The 18,063-nt window shown below is 61.9% G+C and carries 16 protein-coding genes and 4 pseudogenes; 15 read left to right on the top strand and 5 right to left on the bottom strand.

The annotated features are described in order from the left end of the window. Positions 1-234: 234 nt before the first annotated feature. The 6 genes and pseudogenes from JCM25414_RS07085 to JCM25414_RS07065 all read left to right on the top strand — a co-directional run bounded on the left by JCM25414_RS07085 (position 235) and on the right by JCM25414_RS07065 (position 6,270). Positions 235-984: a DUF2076 domain-containing protein gene (locus JCM25414_RS07085; protein ID WP_025841172.1), complete on the top strand. Its 750-nt coding sequence runs from the start codon at positions 235-237 to the stop codon at positions 982-984. A 127-nt stretch (positions 985-1,111) separates the two neighbouring features. Further along, a complete protein-coding gene (gene surE, locus JCM25414_RS07080) occupies positions 1,112-1,894 on the top strand; it encodes a 5'/3'-nucleotidase SurE (RefSeq protein ID WP_025841171.1) in 783 nt (260 codons plus the stop codon). A gap of 151 nt (positions 1,895-2,045) precedes the next feature. Beyond that, a complete protein-coding gene (locus JCM25414_RS26535) occupies positions 2,046-2,303 on the top strand; it encodes a Rieske (2Fe-2S) protein (protein WP_081775828.1) in 258 nt (85 codons plus the stop codon). Continuing rightward, positions 2,207-3,565: an FAD-dependent oxidoreductase gene (locus JCM25414_RS18080; protein ID WP_051535744.1), complete on the top strand. Its 1,359-nt coding sequence runs from the start codon at positions 2,207-2,209 to the stop codon at positions 3,563-3,565. Before JCM25414_RS26535 ends, JCM25414_RS18080 begins: the two co-directional genes overlap by 97 nt. 86 nt (positions 3,566-3,651) lie before the next feature. Next, positions 3,652-5,465 (top strand): annotated as a pseudogene (aspS, locus tag JCM25414_RS18075) (aspartate--tRNA ligase). A 19-nt stretch (positions 5,466-5,484) separates the two neighbouring features. Beyond that, entirely contained in the window at positions 5,485-6,270 is a 786-nt protein-coding gene (locus JCM25414_RS07065; RefSeq protein ID WP_025841170.1) for an EipB family protein, read from the top strand. A gap of 190 nt (positions 6,271-6,460) precedes the next feature. On the opposite strand, the gene JCM25414_RS18070 is transcribed toward JCM25414_RS07065, so the two are convergent. After that, complete coding sequence (locus JCM25414_RS18070) at positions 6,461-7,225, bottom strand: PhzF family phenazine biosynthesis protein (protein ID WP_369346018.1); 765 nt, start codon at positions 7,223-7,225, stop codon at positions 6,461-6,463. An 82-nt stretch (positions 7,226-7,307) separates the two neighbouring features. Then, positions 7,308-7,715: a UrcA family protein gene (locus JCM25414_RS07055; RefSeq protein ID WP_159101724.1), complete on the bottom strand. Its 408-nt coding sequence runs from the start codon at positions 7,713-7,715 to the stop codon at positions 7,308-7,310. A gap of 213 nt (positions 7,716-7,928) precedes the next feature. Here JCM25414_RS07055 and JCM25414_RS18065 point away from each other — a divergent pair, with 213 nt between their 5' ends. Beyond that, complete coding sequence (locus JCM25414_RS18065) at positions 7,929-8,921, top strand: aminotransferase-like domain-containing protein (RefSeq protein WP_242403418.1); 993 nt, start codon at positions 7,929-7,931, stop codon at positions 8,919-8,921. Continuing rightward, the gene (locus tag JCM25414_RS24765) at positions 8,876-9,343 is read left to right on the top strand and encodes a hypothetical protein (RefSeq protein ID WP_242403417.1); all 468 of its coding nucleotides are present in this window, start codon (positions 8,876-8,878) and stop codon (positions 9,341-9,343) included. The genes JCM25414_RS18065 and JCM25414_RS24765 overlap by 46 nt, the downstream gene beginning before the upstream one ends. A gap of 190 nt (positions 9,344-9,533) precedes the next feature. On the opposite strand, the pseudogene JCM25414_RS18060 reads toward JCM25414_RS24765, so the two are convergent. Next, positions 9,534-9,979: pseudogene (locus JCM25414_RS18060) on the bottom strand (RrF2 family transcriptional regulator). A gap of 82 nt (positions 9,980-10,061) precedes the next feature. Here JCM25414_RS18060 and JCM25414_RS24760 point away from each other — a divergent pair. After that, entirely contained in the window at positions 10,062-10,523 is a 462-nt protein-coding gene (locus tag JCM25414_RS24760) for a globin domain-containing protein (protein ID WP_242403416.1), read from the top strand. After that, positions 10,489-11,250 carry an FAD-binding oxidoreductase gene (locus JCM25414_RS24755; RefSeq protein WP_242403429.1) on the top strand — a complete coding sequence of 254 codons (762 nt, stop codon included), beginning with the start codon at positions 10,489-10,491 and terminating at the stop codon, positions 11,248-11,250. The genes JCM25414_RS24760 and JCM25414_RS24755 overlap by 35 nt, the downstream gene beginning before the upstream one ends. 137 nt (positions 11,251-11,387) lie before the next feature. On the opposite strand, the gene xth is transcribed toward JCM25414_RS24755, so the two are convergent. Next, positions 11,388-12,155: an exodeoxyribonuclease III gene (gene xth, locus JCM25414_RS07035; RefSeq protein WP_025841168.1), complete on the bottom strand. Its 768-nt coding sequence runs from the start codon at positions 12,153-12,155 to the stop codon at positions 11,388-11,390. 10 nt (positions 12,156-12,165) lie between these two features. After that, a complete protein-coding gene (locus JCM25414_RS07030) occupies positions 12,166-12,540 on the bottom strand; it encodes a HesB/IscA family protein (RefSeq protein WP_025841167.1) in 375 nt (124 codons plus the stop codon). Between the two features lie 58 nt (positions 12,541-12,598). On the opposite strand from JCM25414_RS07030, the pseudogene JCM25414_RS18050 reads away from it, so the two are divergent. The 5 genes and pseudogenes from JCM25414_RS18050 (at position 12,599) to scpB (ending at position 18,031) form a co-directional block, all read left to right on the top strand. Next, positions 12,599-13,766, top strand: a pseudogene (locus tag JCM25414_RS18050) (deoxyguanosinetriphosphate triphosphohydrolase). Between the two features lie 39 nt (positions 13,767-13,805). Then, positions 13,806-15,610: pseudogene (argS, locus tag JCM25414_RS18045) on the top strand (arginine--tRNA ligase). Beyond that, positions 15,607-16,647, top strand: coding sequence for an SPOR domain-containing protein (locus JCM25414_RS07015; protein ID WP_025841166.1), 1,041 nt, complete (start codon positions 15,607-15,609; stop codon positions 16,645-16,647). The pseudogene argS and the gene JCM25414_RS07015 overlap by 4 nt, the downstream one beginning before the upstream one ends. Before the next feature lie 5 nt (positions 16,648-16,652). Then, positions 16,653-17,456: a segregation and condensation protein A gene (locus JCM25414_RS07010; RefSeq protein WP_025841165.1), complete on the top strand. Its 804-nt coding sequence runs from the start codon at positions 16,653-16,655 to the stop codon at positions 17,454-17,456. Next, positions 17,456-18,031 (top strand): SMC-Scp complex subunit ScpB, encoded by a 576-nt coding sequence (scpB, locus tag JCM25414_RS07005; RefSeq protein ID WP_025841164.1) that lies wholly within the window; start codon positions 17,456-17,458, stop codon positions 18,029-18,031. Before JCM25414_RS07010 ends, scpB begins: the two co-directional genes overlap by 1 nt. Positions 18,032-18,063: the final 32 nt, after the last annotated feature.

Raw genomic sequence — 18,063 nt, 5'->3', positions numbered from 1 at the left:
TCATCAGGAGGGCTTGTAAAGCGACTAGGAGCGCAGCTCCAGAGCACCTCACAGCATTGAGCGGCTGCAATCAAGCGCTCACCGTTTCCGACGGGGCGTGGCGCTCCGGATAATGAACCCCCGGGTCGTGTGAACCGGGATTTGACGACCTGAAAGACGGACCACTTGCAACTCTTTCGGCCTCCGACCACATTATAGGGCGTATTCATTTTGACCGGATGGAGAGTCATCCCCATGAACCAGCAAGAGCGTGATCTTATTTCGCAGTTCGTCGCCCGTGTCGGTGGCGCGCCTAACAGCGGGTTCGGCGGCTCTCAGGCCCCGGCCAATCTGCCCCCGGTCGATCCTGAGGCGGATCGCTGGATTTCCGACAATTTCCAGAAATATCCCGAAGCCCGCTATCGCGTGACACAGATGGCTGTCGTGCAGGAAGTGGCGCTGGCCGAGGCGCAAAACCGCATCCGCCAGCTCGAATTTCAGCTCCAGCAGGCCCAGTCGCAGCTCCAGCAGGCGCAACAGCAGCGCCCGCAGGGCGGCGGCGGCCTGTTCGGTGGGTTGTTCGGCGGCGGTGCCAACCGCCAGCAGCAGGCTGGTCCGCCGCCTGGCTGGGGTGCGCAGCCGCAGCAGGGATATGGCCAGGGTTATGCCCCGCCGCCGCAGGCCAATCTGCCGCCCGGCTACGCGCCCGGCATGTTCCAGCAGCGTGGTACGGGTTTCCTTGGTTCGGCCCTGACGACTGCAACGGGTGTTGCGGGCGGTATGCTTGCCGCTAACGCGATCGAAGGGCTGTTTTCCGGTCATCACGATACGGGCGCCGGTGGCTTCGGTGGTGGTGAGACCATCATCAACAATAATTACGGCGATGCTGCCGGTAACGACCCGTTTGCGGGCGGCGGTCAGGATGCAGGTCAAAGCTATGACGCTGGCGACTGGGGCGGTGGCGGCGGTGACGGTGGCGGCGGCTGGGGCGACGACTCCTTCTGATCGGCTGGCTGCGTCGATGTTGTGTGTGCCGTCCTTGTGATGGCTGATTGAGAGAACCCGGCCTTTGTGCCGGGTTTTCTTTTATGCCCCACAGCCTTTTTTATTGTGGGATGAAGGAGTTTTCTGAATGACCGGGTCCCTGTTCCAGCGTGTGTTGTTGACTAATGATGATGGCATTGACGCGCCGGGTCTTGCCGTCCTGCAAGAGGTCGCGTCGCAACTCAGCGACGATGTGTGGGTTGTGGCCCCCTCTCAGGATCAGAGCGGTATTTCCCACGCGCTTAGCCTGCACGATCCGCTACGCGTTCATCAGCAGGGCCCCCGACGTTTTGCCGTCACCGGCACGCCGGGCGATTGCGTCGCCATCGCCACGCGCCATATCTTGCGCGACGCCCTGCCCACTCTGGTTCTCTCGGGGATCAACCGTGGTGCGAATTTGGGAGTGGAAACCGTGTTTTCCGGCACAGTCGGCGCTGCCATGACGGCCATGCTGCTCGGCCTGCCCGCCATCGCGCTCAGCCAGACCTTTGGTAACGGAAAACAAGTGCCTTGGGAAACGGCCCGAGCGCTCGCCCCTGAGGTCATAGCGACCCTCGCGCGTCAGCCCCTGCCGGAGCAGGCCTGTCTCAATGTCAATTTTCCGGCCTGCACGCCGGAAGAGGCAAAACCATTGAAAACCACCACACAGGGGCGCGGTTTTCTGCGTGATATCGAGGTGGTGACGCGCGATGACATGCGCCGTCTTGCCTATCACTGGCTGCATCTCAGGCGCGATCATGCGGGCGATGAGGAGGGCACGGAGACGGCGGCCATCGCGGCCAATCATGTAAGCGTGACGCCGCTCTCCTTCGGTCGCACCAACAGTAAGGTGCATGAGTGGCTCCTGAAGCAGGGGATTGGTGTCGCCTGACAGTAACGGGTCATTCGACCGTCTCTTTCCTTCGATGCAACGACGGCGCTCGGGATTCATGGGGGAAAAGACAGGTCAGCCCTCAACCCCGGCGCATCCCTCACGTTGCATTCAATGACAAAGTGCAAATTTTGAGTGAACGGACGGGTAGATGAGCGCTGAATTGATGGACTGGACGGACGTCCTCTCGCTGAACGAGCTGGAAGACGGCGTGATCACGCCCGTAAGCATCGGTGACAAGGCGCTGGTTCTGTATCGTGCGGGCGACGAGGTGCGCGCTTTCGATGGGAAATGCCCCCATAAGGCGCGCCGATGGAGCTGGGTGTCGCCTGCAAATCGCGCCAGGGCGACGTGCAGCTTGTCTGTCCGTGGCACAAGGCGAGTTTTTCTGCCGAAACAGGCAGGCTGATCGAGCCCCCCGCACTTGATCCGCTCGCTCGCTATCCGGTTGAACTCCATGACGGGCGCGTTCTGGTTGGCAAGGTGGCCATCAAACGTGAGGCGCCTGCCCCAATGCGTGAGCATGAGGTCGTGGCGATCATTGGCGCCGGTGCCGCAGCCATCGCCGCGACAGCGACCTTGCGCGAAGAAGGCTATGCCGGACGTATTCTGCTGATCAGCCCTGAGGAAGATCTGCCTTATGACCGCACGGCACTCAGCAAGATGACCCTTGCCAACCCGGAGCCCGAAGCCGCGCCCCCTCCGCTGCGCCCGGAATCCTGGTATATCGAGCAGCGCGTCGAGCGTGTGATGGACCGTGTGGTCAAGCTCGACACCGAAACGCGCACGATTAGCCTTGAGCAGGGAGACACCCTGACGCCCGACCATGTGCTCCTGGCGAGCGGGTCACGCGCGAAATCTCTCGATATGCCCGGTATCGGTCTTTCTGGTGTCCACAGCCTGCGCAGCGCGCATGATGTGCGCGAGATCGCAGCGAAGGTGACCGAAAATACGACGGTCGTGGTCATCGGATCGGGCTTTATCGGCATGGAGGCCGCCGCTGCGCTGCGCAAGCGGGGGGCTGGCGTGACCGTTCTGTCCAGAAGCGAGCTGCCTTTCCAGAACCAGCTCGGCCGAGAGATCGGCACTGAAATGCGCAGTCTGCATGAAGGCAAGGGCGTGGCGTTCATTCCCTTTTGCGGCGTGAAGACGATCAACGGCAAGGAGCATGTCGAATCCGTCACCCTCGACGATGACAGCCGGATCACGGCCGATCTGGTGATCGTCGGTGTCGGCGCACAGCCGGTGCTCGATTATCTTCCCTCCCACGCACTTGGTGATAATGGCGGGATAGAGGTCGATCAGGCCATGCGTGTGGCACCCCATATCTACGCAGCTGGTGATATCGCCAGCGTGACGCATGAAGGCGCGCAATATCGTATCGAACACTGGCGCACGGCCCAGTGTCAGGCGCGTATCGCGGCACGCACTATGCTCGGTCTGCCCGGTGGTACGCTGGCGACCCCATGGTTCTGGACGCAGCAATATGATCGCAAGATCGAATATCTCGGCTGGCCGCGTGGCTTCGATCATGTAGAGATCGATGGAGAGGCGTCTCGTTTCGACTTCACAGCGCGCTATGTCGATGAAAAGGGCAAAATCGTCGGTCTGGCGACAGCAGGGCGACCAAAAGAGATGGGTGAAGCCGCTCTGACCTTCGACGATGCTTGACAGGGGAGGGGTGGAGCGGCTTCCTGCGCTCCATTGGCAGGGGTTCGCCCCCTGCACCCCCGAGGTTACGAATCAGGAAGACGCCCATGCATCTTTATCGCACGCATAGCTGTAGCGCCCTGCGCGAAAGCGACGCCGGTCAGACCGTCCGTCTGTCAGGCTGGGTTCACAGCAAGCGCGATCATGGTGGGCTTCTCTTTATCGACCTGCGCGATCAGACAGGCATGACGCAGATCGTCATCCCCTCGGGCACCGATCTGCTCGATATTGTCGAGCGTCTGCGCGTCGAGAGCGTGATCACGGTCACGGGCGACGTGGTCGCGCGTGAAGAAGGCCAGCGTAACCCGCATCTGCCTACAGGTGCCATCGAGCTGCGCGCCCGCGAAATCGAAGTGCGTTCGCACGCCGCCGTGCTGCCTTTTCAGGTGGCAGGCAGCGAGAACTACCCCGAGGATCTGCGTCTCAAATACCGCTATCTCGACCTGCGTCGTGAGAAGATGGCCGCCAATATCCGCCTGCGCTCGGCCGTTATCGCTTCCATGCGTTCGCGCATGATCGGTCATGGCTTCACCGAATTCCAGACGCTATCCTTACTGCGTCTTCGCCTGAAGGCGCGCGTGACTTCCTCGTTCCTGCACGCCTGCACCCCGGCAAGTTCTACGCCTTGCCGCAGGCTCCGCAGCAGTTCAAGCAGCTCGCTATGGTGGCCGGTTTCGACCGCTACTTCCAGATCGCGCCCTGCTTCCGCGACGAGGCCTCCCGCGCTGATCGTAGCCCCGGTGAGTTCTATCAGCTCGATTTCGAAATGGCGTTCGCAACGCAGGAAGACGTGTTTGCCGTGCTCGAAGACGTGCTGAGCGGGCTGTTTGCCGAATTCGGCAAGGGTCGCAAGGTCGATACGGCGCCGTTCCAGCGTATTCCTTATGACGAGGCGATGCGTCTGTACGGCTCCGACAAGCCCGATCTGCGCAACCCGCTTCTGATCAGCACGGTCACCGAAGCCTTTGCCAATTCGGGCTTTGGCCTGTTTGCCCGTATTGCCGCCAATGGCGGCGAAGTGCGCGCTATTCCGGCGCCCGGTGCCGGTACACGCCCGCGTGGCTTCTTCGACAAGCTCAATAGCTGGGCGCGTGACGCCGGGGCTGGCGGTCTGGGCTACATCATTTTCGAAGAAGACGGTGGCAAGGGCCCGATTGCCAAGAATCTCGAAGCCGATCGCGTCGAGGCCATTCGCGAGGCGTGCGGCCTGAAGGCGGGCGACGCCGTGTTCTTTGCCGCTGGCGAAGGCGATGCGGTGGCTAAGTTCTCGGGTCAGGTGCGCACGCGCATCGCGCAGGAACTCGATCTGATCGAGCAGGATGCCTTCCGTTTCTGCTGGATCGTTGATTTCCCGATGTTCGAGCGTAATGAAGAAACGGGCCAGGTCGATTTCTCGCATAACCCGTTCTCCATGCCGCAGGGCGGGCTTGAGGCCCTGAACTCGCAGGACCCGCTGACTATCAAGGCCTATCAGTACGATATCGTCTGCAACGGCATCGAGCTGTCCTCGGGTGCGATCCGCAACCATCTGCCTGAAGTCATGATCCGCGCCTTCGCCATTGCAGGCTATGGCGAAGACGTGGTCGAGGCCCGTTTCGGCGGCATGCTCAATGCCTTCCGTTATGGCGCGCCGCCGCATGGCGGTTCGGCCCCGGGCGTGGACCGTATCGTGATGCTGCTGGCCGATGAGCCGAATATTCGTGAGGTCATTCTCTTCCCGCTCAACCAGAGCGGCGAAGATCTGATGATGGAAGCCCCGGCCCCGGTCGAGCCTGTCCGTCTGAAGGAACTCTCGCTGGCCATTCTGCCGCCCAAGCCCAAGGCAACCGTTCAGCCCGCGGCAAGCGCCCAGAAGGACTGAGCCGGAAAGGCGGTGACGCGTGAAATGGTTCCTGTTTGGGGTTCCTGCCGGGCTTCTTGCCCTGGCGCCTTTTGCTCTGGCAGAGGGTCTGCAGCCCCATAAGGCCGTCTATACCCTGGCTTTGTCGCGCCTCAAGGCAGGCGCGCTGGCAGGGGCGGGCGGCACTGCTACCTATCAGCTGCGTGATCTGTGCACTGCCTGGTCCGTCAGCCAGAAACTCGATATCGAGATTGTCAGCGGCGATGGCAGTTCGAGCACTGTCAGGTTTCAGTCGGCCACGCTGGAGGACAAGAACACGCATCACTTCGTGTTTCGCACCATTCAAACTCAGGATGGTCAGGTAACGAGCGAGACTGCGGGTGACGCGACAAGGCAGCGTCACGGGCAGATCCTGGTGCGGTACACAAAGCCCGAGGGGCGCAACATCACCCTACCGGCCCAGACGGTGTTCCCAATCCAGCAGACGATGGCCCTGCTGGCCGCAGCACGGAAAAAGAATTTGCATCTCGCCCTCGATCTGTTCGATGGCAGTTCGGATACGGGCAGCATTCCAACCTATGCCACGCTCGGCAGCTTCGCCCCTCATAAGGCCAGCCTTTCCAGCCCGTTGCTGAGCGGGCGAGAGGCCGTGCCGGTTTCCATCGCAAGTTTCGGGGCAGGCAGCGGGGCGCTATTGCCTGATTCGGCCTATAGCGACGTGCTCTGGACCAATGGCGTCGAGGACCATCTCCTGATCGATTTTGGAGATTACGTCTTGTCCGGTAAGCTGGATTCCCTCACGCCTCTTCCAGCTGAATGCCGATAGCACGCTGGTCACGCGGTCGCGCCTCCTGGTGGGACCATTTCACAACCTGCGTCAGCCAACGTTGCAATGTCATTCGAGGGGCGGACACGATCCGGCACCGCTCGGAAAGCCGCCTGATTTCTGCCGAATGGCTTTCGGAAGCGATCGCCGGGTTAGACCGTTTCGAACGTCGGAAGGTTGCGTTACAGCCTCAGAGGACGATTGTGCCGTTGATACGCGTGACGACAGCGCCGCCCACCCATATGTCATCGCCCTGTTTCTCTATCGAGACACGTCCGGCGCGGCCCAGAGCCGTTCCCTGGAATGCGGTATAGCGTTCCGGGGCTTTGCCGCTCTCGATCAGCCACTGAGCGATGGAGGCATTGAGACTGCCCGTTACGGGGTCTTCATAGCCGGGGTTTTCCCCAACCAGGGCTCGCACCTCGAAGTAGGCTCCGGATGCAGCAGGCTCCTTCTCCCACTTCCCGACGACGCCGAGTTTCTGACCCACCAGCGCCGCCCAGTCCGGCTGGATGGCAAGCACCGCCTCCCTATCGGTCAGATGCAGAACGAGCCAGCCCGGGCCATTATCGGCCCATTGAATGTCGAGCACATCATCGGCGTTGAGCCGCAGCGCCTGAAGTGCCCGCTTGCGCTCTGCCTCGCTGGCAGGCCCGCAGCGCCGCCGGGGCGGGGCGGCGAAAGCCAGTCCCCCTGCCAGTTTGCGGATCGGCACGAGACCCGCCGCGCATTCCTGCACGATCAGATCCTTCTCCGGCCCTTTTTCCGAGGTGTGAGAGAGCGTTTGCCAGACATGGGCGCTGCCGAGCGTGGGATGCCCGGCGAAAGGCAGTTCGCTATGCGGGGTGAAGATGCGCACGCGATAATCGGCCTCGGATGAGCTGGGCTTGAGCAGGAAACTCGTCTCGCTCAGATTGGTCCAGTTGGCGATGGCGGCCATCTGCGCATCGGTCAGGGAATCCGCCCCTGTAACGACTGCGAGGGGGTTGCCCTTGAAGGCTCGGTCGAGAAAACATCGACCTGCTGAAAATGCAGTTTCATCTTGATGGCTCCTTGGTGCTGAGCGTGGCGGAAGCGGGAAGCTGTCGAAGAGACTCTTCAGCAAGCTGTGTCAGAAGTGGATGATGAATGGCAGTCACGCTACGGCGAAGGCTGTCCCGATGACAGTCGGACCGCTCAATGGCCAGCCGGACCGGGAGCGAAATGCCGTCCTCTTCCCCACAGACATTCAGGGCTGCGCGATCCAGACGGTCCAGAAGGCGCCGCACCTGCGCCTTATCGGTCAGCTCTCCGGGGTCGTAGGTCACTTCGAGACTGTCAATCGCGTCGTCATTATCCAGCGCCAGCCCGTTTGAGGCTTCTTTATCGGATGGTGCGCGCTCCTGCGTCTCTTGCCTGGTCTGGGCGTGACACGACGTGGCATGTCCCACCATGCTCAGGCTCAACAGAACACCGAAAGCCTGATCATGCCATCGCGAGGCTTTCCTCCAGCTAAGAGAGAGGAGGCGTACGCAGGGCCTGTGCGAGAATAACACATGATTTCCTCTATTGTATTAGTACATTATCCTCGAATCGATTCGATTGTATTATCTCGATCAAGGCAATAAAAAGAGCAATAAGTTTAATGTCTCATGACAATGCGGGTAAGGATTGCTTCAATGTGGCACCCTGAGCTGAAATCCGGTCCGGCGCCGCTCTATGAGCGTCTCGTTCAGGCTATCGCTGGCGATATCAGGAGCGGCGCGCTCGCACCGGGCATGCGTCTGCCGCCGCATCGGGAGCTTGCCTTCAGGCTGGGTGTGAGCGTCGGCAGCGTGACTCGCGCCTATACCGAGGCCGAGCGTCGCGGCCTGCTGGTTGCCCATGTGGGCCGCGGATCATTCGTGAAAAACATCGCGTCATCTGTGCCAGACATTCCGACCACCGAGCGCGCCGCGCCACAGCTAGTGGGCATGGGGCAGAGAAAGACCGGGGCGATCGATCTGCGTTGCAACACGCCACCGCCCGTATCCCTCATGCAGGATCTGAATGAAGCCCTGACGGCTTTGATGGCGCGTGGCGCTCTCGACCCCGCACTGCATTATATTCAGGGGGCAGGGCTGGCACCGGTAAGACAGGCCGCCTCGGTCTGGATCGGGAACGCCTACGGGCTCGAAATCGATGCGGCCAATATTTTACAGTGCAATGGGGGGCAGCATGCGATTGCCTTGGTGTTCTCGTCTTTCTGCGGGCCGGGCGACACGATCCTGTGCGAATCATCGACTTTCTACGGCGCAAGAATGGCGGCGGAGCATCTCGGGCTGTCTCTGCATGGGCTGCCGATGGATGAAGAGGGTATCCTTCCCGAGGCACTCGACCGTGCCGCCGTCGAAACCGGCAGTCGTCTGCTTTTCACGCTCCCCACGCTGCATAACCCGACCACGCGCACCATGTCGGCGCAGCGCCGGCAGGCTATAGCGGCCGTCGCGCGCGCGCGCGACCTGATCATTCTCGAAGACGACGCCTATTACGCCTATTCGCTCAGACCGCCGCAGATTGCCTCTTTCGCGCCGGAACGGACGGTCTATCTCGTGAGTCTGTCCAAGGGCATCTGCCCGGATTACGCGTGGCCTTTCTCGCCCTTCCACCCGGCATGGCGCGCGAGCGGCTGATGCGCGGCATTCGCGCTTTTGGCTATTGCCCGCCCGCTCTTGGTGCGCTGATATTCGAGGAATGGGTAACAGATGGCCGTATCGATGAGATCGGACGGGCCATCCAGGCAGAAGCCGCAGCGCGCTGGGAGATGGCGCAGCACGCATTGGGGGGCCTCATGCTATCTCCCGGAGCGGCTTATTCGCCGCATGGCTTCATACCCATGCAGGCTCTTGAAGCCGAGCGGGTCACGACGCGCCTGCTACGGGCTGGTGTGGAGGTAACGCCGCCGGATGCTGCTCCGGTTTCACGCGACGCCGATATGGGGCTGCGTCTTTGTCTTGGGGCGCCAGACAGCCGGGCGGAGCTTGGCGAGGCATTGGCGATCATCGCCGATGTCATCGCCGGTCATGGTCGCGCCGATCGCGATGGTATCGTTTAGGCGATATCGGCGCAGTAGCGCGCTAACGGGGCCATCAGCTGCGATCATGCTCCATCAGGCGACACAAGCGCGTCTGGAGCCGAACAAAGACGCTCGGGCAGAGGTAGGGTCTGCCAGTGTAGGTCCAGCCGAAAGAGAAAAGAGCTTTTGCCCCGGCGACGTAAAAACGTGGCAGGAGGTCTTTTGACTTTCAATCCGGTTCGACCGATTGAAACCGCGCTGTCAGCGCGGACAGATCCGGTGGTTTGAGCAGGTCTGCGAGTGTCTGCGCGTCCAGAACGGCCATGAAGGCGCCCAGCGCCTCTCCGAGGAGAGTCTGCAAGCGGCATGCGCCCGTCAGCAGGCAGGTTTGACCTGACTGGAAGCAGGCGACCAGCGCCATGTCCTCCTCGGTAAAGCGCACCAGATCACCCAGACCTATCTCGCAGGCGGGCGCGCCAGAACCAGCCCCCCGCCGCGGCCACGCATCGTGGTGACAAATCCGCCCTGACCGAGGCGATGAACGATCTTGACCAGATGATTTTCCGAAATGCCGTATCGCTCTGCGATTTCGTGAATCGAGACGCGCCGATCCGGGTTGAGGCCGAGATAGAGCAGCACGCGCAAAGCGTAATCGGTGTGGAGGGTCAGACGCATGCGTAAAGGTGTAGCAGATTTGCATCTTTCACGCATCAGGCCTAAAAGATGTGCGTGTTATACATCTTTTAGGAGTCGTACGATGATTCAACCGCTTGAATCCGGCACCCCCGCAATCGTCAAAGCCACGATCCCCGCGCTCGAGGCGCATGGGGTCACGATCACCAAGACGATGTATGCCTCTCTCATGCGCGATCCCGCCATAGCGGCGATGTTCAATCAGACCGATCAGGCAAATGGGCGTCAGCCCCATGCACTCGCCGCCGCGGTTCTGGCCTATGCGCGTCACATCGAGCATCCGGAGAAGCTCGAGGCCGCCCTCAATCTCATCGTCGAGCGTCATGTCGCCGTCATCGTCAAACCCGAGCAATATCCGGTTGTCGGTGCGGCGCTTCTGGGCGCGATCAAGACCGTTCTGGGGGAGGCGGCAACACCGGCAATCATGCATGCCTGGGGCGATGCCTACCGTTTTCTCGCCGATGTGCTTATCGCCCGTGAAGCCCGTGTCTATGCGGAACGTTCAGCTTCCGGGCGGCTGGCGTGACTGGCGGACCTTCAGGGTCGAGAGGCGTGTTCAGGAGAGCGATACGGTCACGTCCTTCTGGCTTGTTCCGGTCGATAGCAAGCCGGTCATGCTTCACAAGCCGGGCCAGTTCCTGACCTTTCGTCTTGATCGGGACGGTATCGACACCCGTCGGAGTTACAGTATCTCGAGCGCACCGGATGAGCGCGGTTATCGCATCTCGGTGAAGCGCGATCCGCAGGGGCTGGTGTCGCGGTGGTTTCATGACCGACTGAATGTCGGGGACGTGCTGGATGTGACACCGCCCGCGGGTGATTTCACCCTGGCCTCGATCGGAGCAGCACCGGCAATACTGGTCAGTGCCGGCATCGGTATCACGCCTTTCCTGAGCATGCTTCTCGCTGCGCGAGCCGCCGGAGAGCGGCGTGCCCTGCATCTTGTTCACGGCGATCACGATCTGCGTACCATGCCTTTCGAAACCGCCCTTTCAGAGCTTGCTGCTACAGAATCGACTGCAAAAATCGATCTTTTCGGCAGTGAGGGGCAGGGCGAGGCCTCTTCCATGACCTGTCACAAGGGCCGCGTCTCTGCCGAATGGGTGTTCCAGCAAACAGGGCCGGAAACCCACGTGTTCGTCTGCGGCCCACGCGGTTTCCAGCGCGACATGATCGGCGGGCTGACGCGACTTGGCCTGAACAGAGAGCGCATCCATCACGAGTTTTTCGGCTCTGATGAGGGTGTTTCCTGAGGCCTGATTCTACGGGATGGGGTGTCCCGATTTTCGGGGGGCCGAGCCTCGGCTCGGCCCGCTGCTCCCCATCCGCGCAGCGAGGCTTCGGCGACTTTTCCGTGATGCCCTGAGAGGCATCACGGGCGGCAACGATCTCAGGCGAGCGTCACGATCAGAGGGATATGATCCGAAGGCTGATCTTTGGCACGCTCGTCGCGATCGGGTGTGACGGAAACGAGGCGTTCGGCCAGACGGGGCGAAAGAAGGGCGTGGTCGATACGCAGGCCAGAATTCCGCTGGAAAGCGGCATTCTGGTAATCATAGAATGTATAATGGCGCCCGGTGGGGTGAAGCGCGCGCAGGGCATCGGTCAGACCGAGCCAGAGAAGGCGATGCCAGCCTGCACGGCTTTCTGGCCGTAAAAGCGCATCGTCCGGGCTCAGGGCACCGGGGGCGAAATCCTCATACGTCGGGCAGACATTGAAATCGCCGGTGAAAAGAAAATCCTCTTCTGCTTCCAGAAGCGCACGGGCCCTGTCAGCCAGAGCCTCGAGAAAATTCAGCTTGGTCTCAAACCCTGCCGCGCCACCGGAATTGCCGTTGGGCAGATAGAGATTGCCGATCACCATGCAGTTCATGCGCAATTCGACATAGCGTGAGGCGTCGTTCTCGAAACCCGGCAGGCTAAGATTGGTCACTTCTGCCGGTTCGCGCGTCAGCATGGCCACGCCGTTATAGGCCTTTTGCCCCACCACGACCGGATGATAGCCCGCTTCTGCGAAACTCGTCGGAAAGACAGAAGTCTCGCATTTCAGCTCCTGAAGGCAGAGCAGATCGGGTTTGACACGGTCGAGCCAGTCCAGAACATGGCGCTCGCGTTGACGGATGGAATTGACGTTCCAGCTCGCGAAAGTGAAGCTCATCGAGAAAGTCTCACGCCAGCGAAAAGCTGGTGCCGCAACCGCATGACGAGGCGGCGTTGGGGTTGGTGACGGCGAAATGCGCTCCCATCAGCTTGTCGATGAATTCGAGCTGCGCCCCTTCGAGCAGATCGAGACTCACCGGGTCGACCAGAACGGTTGCGCCATCCTGCTCGATCACCACGTCATCGGCGGCGCGATCCGTGTCGAGCTTGAACTGATACTGAAAGCCGTTACATCCCCCGGCCAGAACCGCCACGCGCAGGGCAAGCCCCGCCGGATCGGCCTGCTGCGAGATGATCTCCGAAATCCGGGCGGCGGCACCGGCGGAGACCGAAAAGCGTCCCGAAAGGGGCGCTGCGGGGGAGAGGGGCGTGGTCTGGCTCATCTTTTCCCATATAATGCGCCAATGCGCCCTCTCAAAGCGGGTGATGTGGAGAAACCGGATGATCAGCCAGGATGTCGCCCCCTATGCCGTGCGTCGCGAGACCGCGCGAGGCCGTCTTCACGCAGAGGAAGACGCGCCCACGCGCTCGCCCTGGCAGCGTGACCGCGATCGCGTCATCCATTCGGCGGGGTTCCGAACGCTGCAATACAAGACGCAGGTCTTCATCAACCACGAGGGTGATTTTTCCGTACGCGTCTGACGCATTCGCTCGAAGTGGCGCAGATTGCGCGCTCCATCGCCCGACAGTTGCAGCTTGACGAGGATCTTACGGAGGCGCTGGCACTGGCGCATGATCTCGGCCACACGCCTTTTGGCCATGCGGGTGAGGATGCGTTGAAGCTCTGCATGAAAGACTGGGGCGGGTTCGACCATAACACCCAGTCGCTGCGCCTCGTGACGCATCTCGAAGGCCGCTATCACGCTTTCGACGGGCTGAACCTGACCTGGGAGACGCTCGAAGGGCTGGCCAAGCATAACGGGCCGGTCAAGCGTCCCACGCCCTATCTGCTGGAATATGATGCGCGCCATCATCTCGACCTTGCCAGCTACGCTTCGGCAGAGGCGCAGGTCGCGGCCCTTGCCGACGATATTGCCTATCATGGCCATGATCTCGATGACGGGCTGCGCGCCGGGTTGCTCGCACTCGACGATATTGCGGGTCTCCCCATCGTGGGGCCGGCGCTTGAACGCGCATGGCAGGTGCCCGCGCCGATGATCGCTACGAGCGTGAGCGGCGTATCCGGCACGAGACGATCCGTCAGGTCATCAATGTGCTTGCCACCGATCTGACACAGCAGACGCGGGCCAATATCGACGCCCTGAAGCCGGAATCGGCCGATGATATCCGTCATGCCGCCGGGCCGGTCGTGGCCTTCAGCGAGACCATTGCGCGTGAGAACAAGGAGATCCGCAAGTTTCTCTATGCCCGCATGTATCGTCACTGGAAGGTGAACCGCATGACACGCAAGGCGCGCTTGGCGACGACAGAGGTTTTCGAGATATTATCCGAAGATCCGAGCCTTCTGCCCGATGGCTGGCGCGAGAAGGCGAAGGCCGCAGACGAGGCTGGTCGACGCCGCGTCGTGGCGGATTATATAGCAGGAATGACCGATCGTTTTGCGATGGATGAACATCGACGGTTGACGGAACTCTCCATGCTGGGTTGATACAGGCAGCAAGAACCACGTCAGGAACGCAACGCCCTCATGTCCGATACACAAGTGCCCACCACAGATTGCCTTTTCGCCCGTTATCAGGGGCAGGTGCGAGAGGCTTTGCGTTCGGTCGTGGCCGATCTGCCGGATGACATCGCGGCGCGTGTTGAACTCACCCCGGCGCGCGATGCTGCCCATGGTGACATGGCAACCAATGCGGCGCTTCTGGCCTCGAAATTCGCGCGTCGTCGCCCGGCTGATATCGCGGCCGATCTTGTGCCGCTGCTTTCGGCGCTTCCCGGTGTGGCCAAAGCGGAATCCGCCGGGCCGGGCTTCGTGAATCTGACGCTGAGCCCTGACGTGCTGCAATCGGTAGCGCGCTCTGTTATCGAGGCCGGGCCGCGTTTCGGTGAATCGCGCTTGGTGCCGACAGGCGCGTCAATGTGGAATATGTCTCTGCCAACCCGACCGGCCCGATGCATGTCGGGCATTGCCGTGGCGCGGTGGTGGGCGATGCGCTGGCCAATCTTCTGGCCAAGACCGGCCACAAGGTCACGAAGGAATACTACATCAACGATGCCGGGGCTCAGGTCATTGCGCTCACCTGGGCGGCGTATTGGCGCTATCTTCAGGCTATCGGCACGCAGGTCGATGTCGAGACGTTCTCGGCACTGACTCCGACCGGTCTGCAATATCAGGGCGATTATCTGATCCCGATCGGTGAATCGCTTGCGGCCGAACATGGCAAGAGCCTTGCCGATGCCGTCGGGCAGGCGACAGACCCGTCTGTCTGGTTCGACACCGTGCGCGCTGCCACGCTCAAGGTGATGATGGAAGAGATCCGCACCGATCTCGGCCTGCTGGGCATTCATCACGAAGTGTTTTCCTCCGAGGCCGAGACGCTGGCCAGCGGTCAGGTCGATGAGGCTATCAACGCGCTCGACGCCAAGGGCCTTCTCTATGAAGGCGTGCTCGAGCCCCCCAAGGGCAAGACACCGGAAGACTGGGAGCCGCGCCCCCAGACCCTGTTCCGCTCCACCCAGTTCGGCGATGACGTCGATCGTGCCCTGCGTAAGTCGGATGGCAGCAACACCTATTTCGCCAATGACATTGGCTATCACGCCCAGAAGGCCCGAAACGCCGATGAACTGATCGACGTGCTCGGCGCCGATCATGGCGGCTATGTCTCGCGTATGCGCGCTGCGGTTAGTGCCCTGACCGATGGCAAGACGGGTTTCGAGGTCGTGATGTGCCAGATCGTGCGCATCATGAAGGGCGGCGAGCCCGTGCGCATGTCCAAGCGCGCCGGTACTTTCGTTACGCTGCGCGACCTGCTCGATGAGGTAGGGCGCGATGCCGTGCGCTTCACCATGCTGACGCGCAAGGCCGATGCGCAGATGGATTTCGATCTGGATGCCGTCGTGGCCCAGACGCGCGATAACCCCGTGTTCTACGTGCAATACGCCCATGCGCGCTGCCGCTCGGTCATGCGCAGCGCCGAGACGATGTTCGGCGCTGATGTGACGAGCGATGCCGCGCTGCTCGGTGCCGAGCTGTCGCGTCTCGATTCCGATGTCGAGCTTGCCGTCCTGCGCCGCCTTTCCACCTTCCCGCGCGTGGTTGAAGGCGCGGCCCAGACGCGCGAGCCGCATCGCATCGCCTATTACTGCGGTGAGCTGGCAGCCGATTTCCATGCCTTGTGGAACAAGGGCCGTGAGGATACGACGCTGCGCTTCCTGCACGAGCAGGACAAGGCGGCGAGTCTGGCCAAGCTCGCGCTCGTGGCCTCGGTTGCCAGCGTGCTGCGCTGCGGTCTGGCCATTCTCGGTGTCGAGCCGGTTGAGGAGATGCGATGAACGACGACACGCCAGACTGGCGCGACGACCGGCAGGGGGGCGATGACCGTCCCCGTCAGCCCGGCGGCAATGAGCGACGCGCCAGTGATCCGCGCTTCACCGATACGCGGCCGCCTTCCTACGGGACTGAGTCCGCCTCGGCGCGTGACAATCCTCGCGCTTCCTCCCCGCGCGAACGCCTGAGTGCCGATTATGACGACGAGCCCGTCTTTCGTCGTCGCGCGGCGACAGGTGGCGGCCTGGGCGCGCTGCTCGGTTCCGATGTCATGACGCGTCGCCTCGTTTATGGCGCAGCAGGGCTCGGCGCGCTGTTGGTCGTGGGTGTTGGTGGCTGGTCTCTTCTTGGTGGCCATTCCGGCGGTATTCCGGTTATCGGTCCGCCACCTGGCCCCGTGCGTGATCGCCCGGCAGACCCCGGCGGCATGCAGATCATGGGCGATGGCACAGATCTCGACGTGACAGGGCAGGGCGAAGCGCATCTCGCGCCTGAACCCGAGCAGCCGCGCCCCGAGGCACTGGCCGCCCGCACGGCGCCAGAGACGCCCCCTTCGGCCCCGTCAGCGGCAAAGGATGCCCGGGCTGCCGATCCGTCTGACAGCACGGCTCCGACTCAAAAGCCGGAGGCGCCTGCCGCAGCCTCTCCTGCCGAACCTGAGGAAAAGCCTGGCGAACCGGCGCCCCGCAAGCAGGAAGAATCCAGGCCGGAAGCAAAACCCCAGGCCCCGCAGAAGACGGAAGAGGCGAAGCCTGCGCCCGCTCCGTCTCCCGTCACGACGGGTAAAACGGAAAGCAGCGGGCATATGGTGCAGCTTGCAGCACTTGGAAGCGATGCTGACGCCAAAGCGACCTGGAGCAAGCTTTCCAGACAGGCAAGCGATCTGCTGTCGAGCCATGAGCCGGTTATCGAGCAGAAGGCGATCAACGGTCATGTCTTCTATCGTCTGCGCATTGGCGGCTTCGAATCGGCACAGGCGGCGCGTGCTTTCTGCGTGCGTCTGCATGCGCGCTCCATCGCCTGCACACCGGCTGTTTTCTGACCGCAATGGGTGAAGGGGGTCTCGTCTTTCCGACGGGCGCGGAGCCGGAAACCGCGCCCCATCTGTCTCTGACGGGGTTCGAAGGGCCGCTGGATCTGCTGCTCGATCTGGCCCGTGCCCAGAAGGTTGATCTGGCGCAGATCTCGATCCTGCAACTGGTCGAACAATATCTCGGCTTCGTCGAGGGGGCGCGTCAGATCAGGCTCGAACTGGCGGCAGACTGGCTGGTCATGGCGGCTTGGCTGACCTGGCTCAAATCGCGCCTGCTCCTACCCGCCGAGAGCGAACCCGATGGCGAAGCGGAAGAAGCTGCCGAGCTGCTTCAGGGCAGGCTGCTGGAGCTTGAAGCCATACGCGGCCTCGCGCTCTGGCTGGATAACCGTCCGCGTCTGGGTGAGCATGTCTTCGCCCGGGGCTGCGGTGAAGACATGACGCAGATCGACCGCTCCGGCCTGCGTGTCGATATGATCGGGCTGATCACGGCGTATCTTGCCATGACCCGCCGTCGTGGTCGCAAGCGCTTCTACGCCCCGCCCCGCCCGCGCTACTGGACCGTCACCGAAGCGGTGTCGGCGCTGCAACGCCTGCTCAATGCGAGCGAGGTGGCAGGCTGGCAGAAGCTCACCTCGCTGCTGCCCGCTCAGGAAAGCGCGGCACCGCGCGCGCGTGCGGCGGCTCTGGCCAGTGCGCTCGTGGCCGGGCTCGAAATGGCCAAGAGCGGCGCTGTAGAATTGAAGCAGGAAGGGATTTTTTCCGAGATCCTGCTCAGGGCGCCACAAAAGGAAGACTCCCAGGAGGAAACAGAGTGATGGACGCGCTGACACCCCTTTCCCGCCTGGTGGAAGGGCTGATTTTCGCCAGTGCCGAGCCGGTTTCGGAAAACACGCTCAAACAGTTTCTGGTCACCCAAGGCGCTGAGGAAACGGCTCTCGGCCCCGTGCTGGCAATCATCATCGCGCGCTACGAGGATCATGCGGTCGAACTCGTGGCAATTGCCAAAGGCTGGCAATTCCGGACGCGGTCCGAAATCGCGCCGGCTCTTACACGCGTCATCGAGAAACCCCGGCGTCTGAGCCGTTCCGCCATGGAAACGCTCGCGATCATCGCCTATCATCAGCCCTGCACGCGCGCCGATATCGAAGGCATACGCGGCGTTTCGCTGAGTCAGACCGTGCTCGACACGCTGATCGAGGATGGACTGATCATGCCGAAAGGGCGCAAGGAGGTGCCGGGTCGGCCCATTCTCTGGGGGACTTCGGCGCATTTTCTCAGCAGTTTCGGCCTGAGCGATCTTGGCGCCCTGCCGCGTCGTGACGAGCTGCTGCTCGATCCCGATGCGGTAGGGCAGGCAGGCCGTGTCGTGACCCAGCAGGGCATAAAATAGGCGCCTCGTTTATCGGGCTTTTGTGATGAGTG

Source organism: Asaia platycodi JCM 25414 (genome assembly GCF_000614545.1).
Lineage (GTDB): Bacteria > Pseudomonadota > Alphaproteobacteria > Acetobacterales > Acetobacteraceae > Asaia > Asaia platycodi.
Note: the sequence above shows the minus strand (reverse complement) of the source record. Positions and strands in the feature narration are given on the sequence as shown.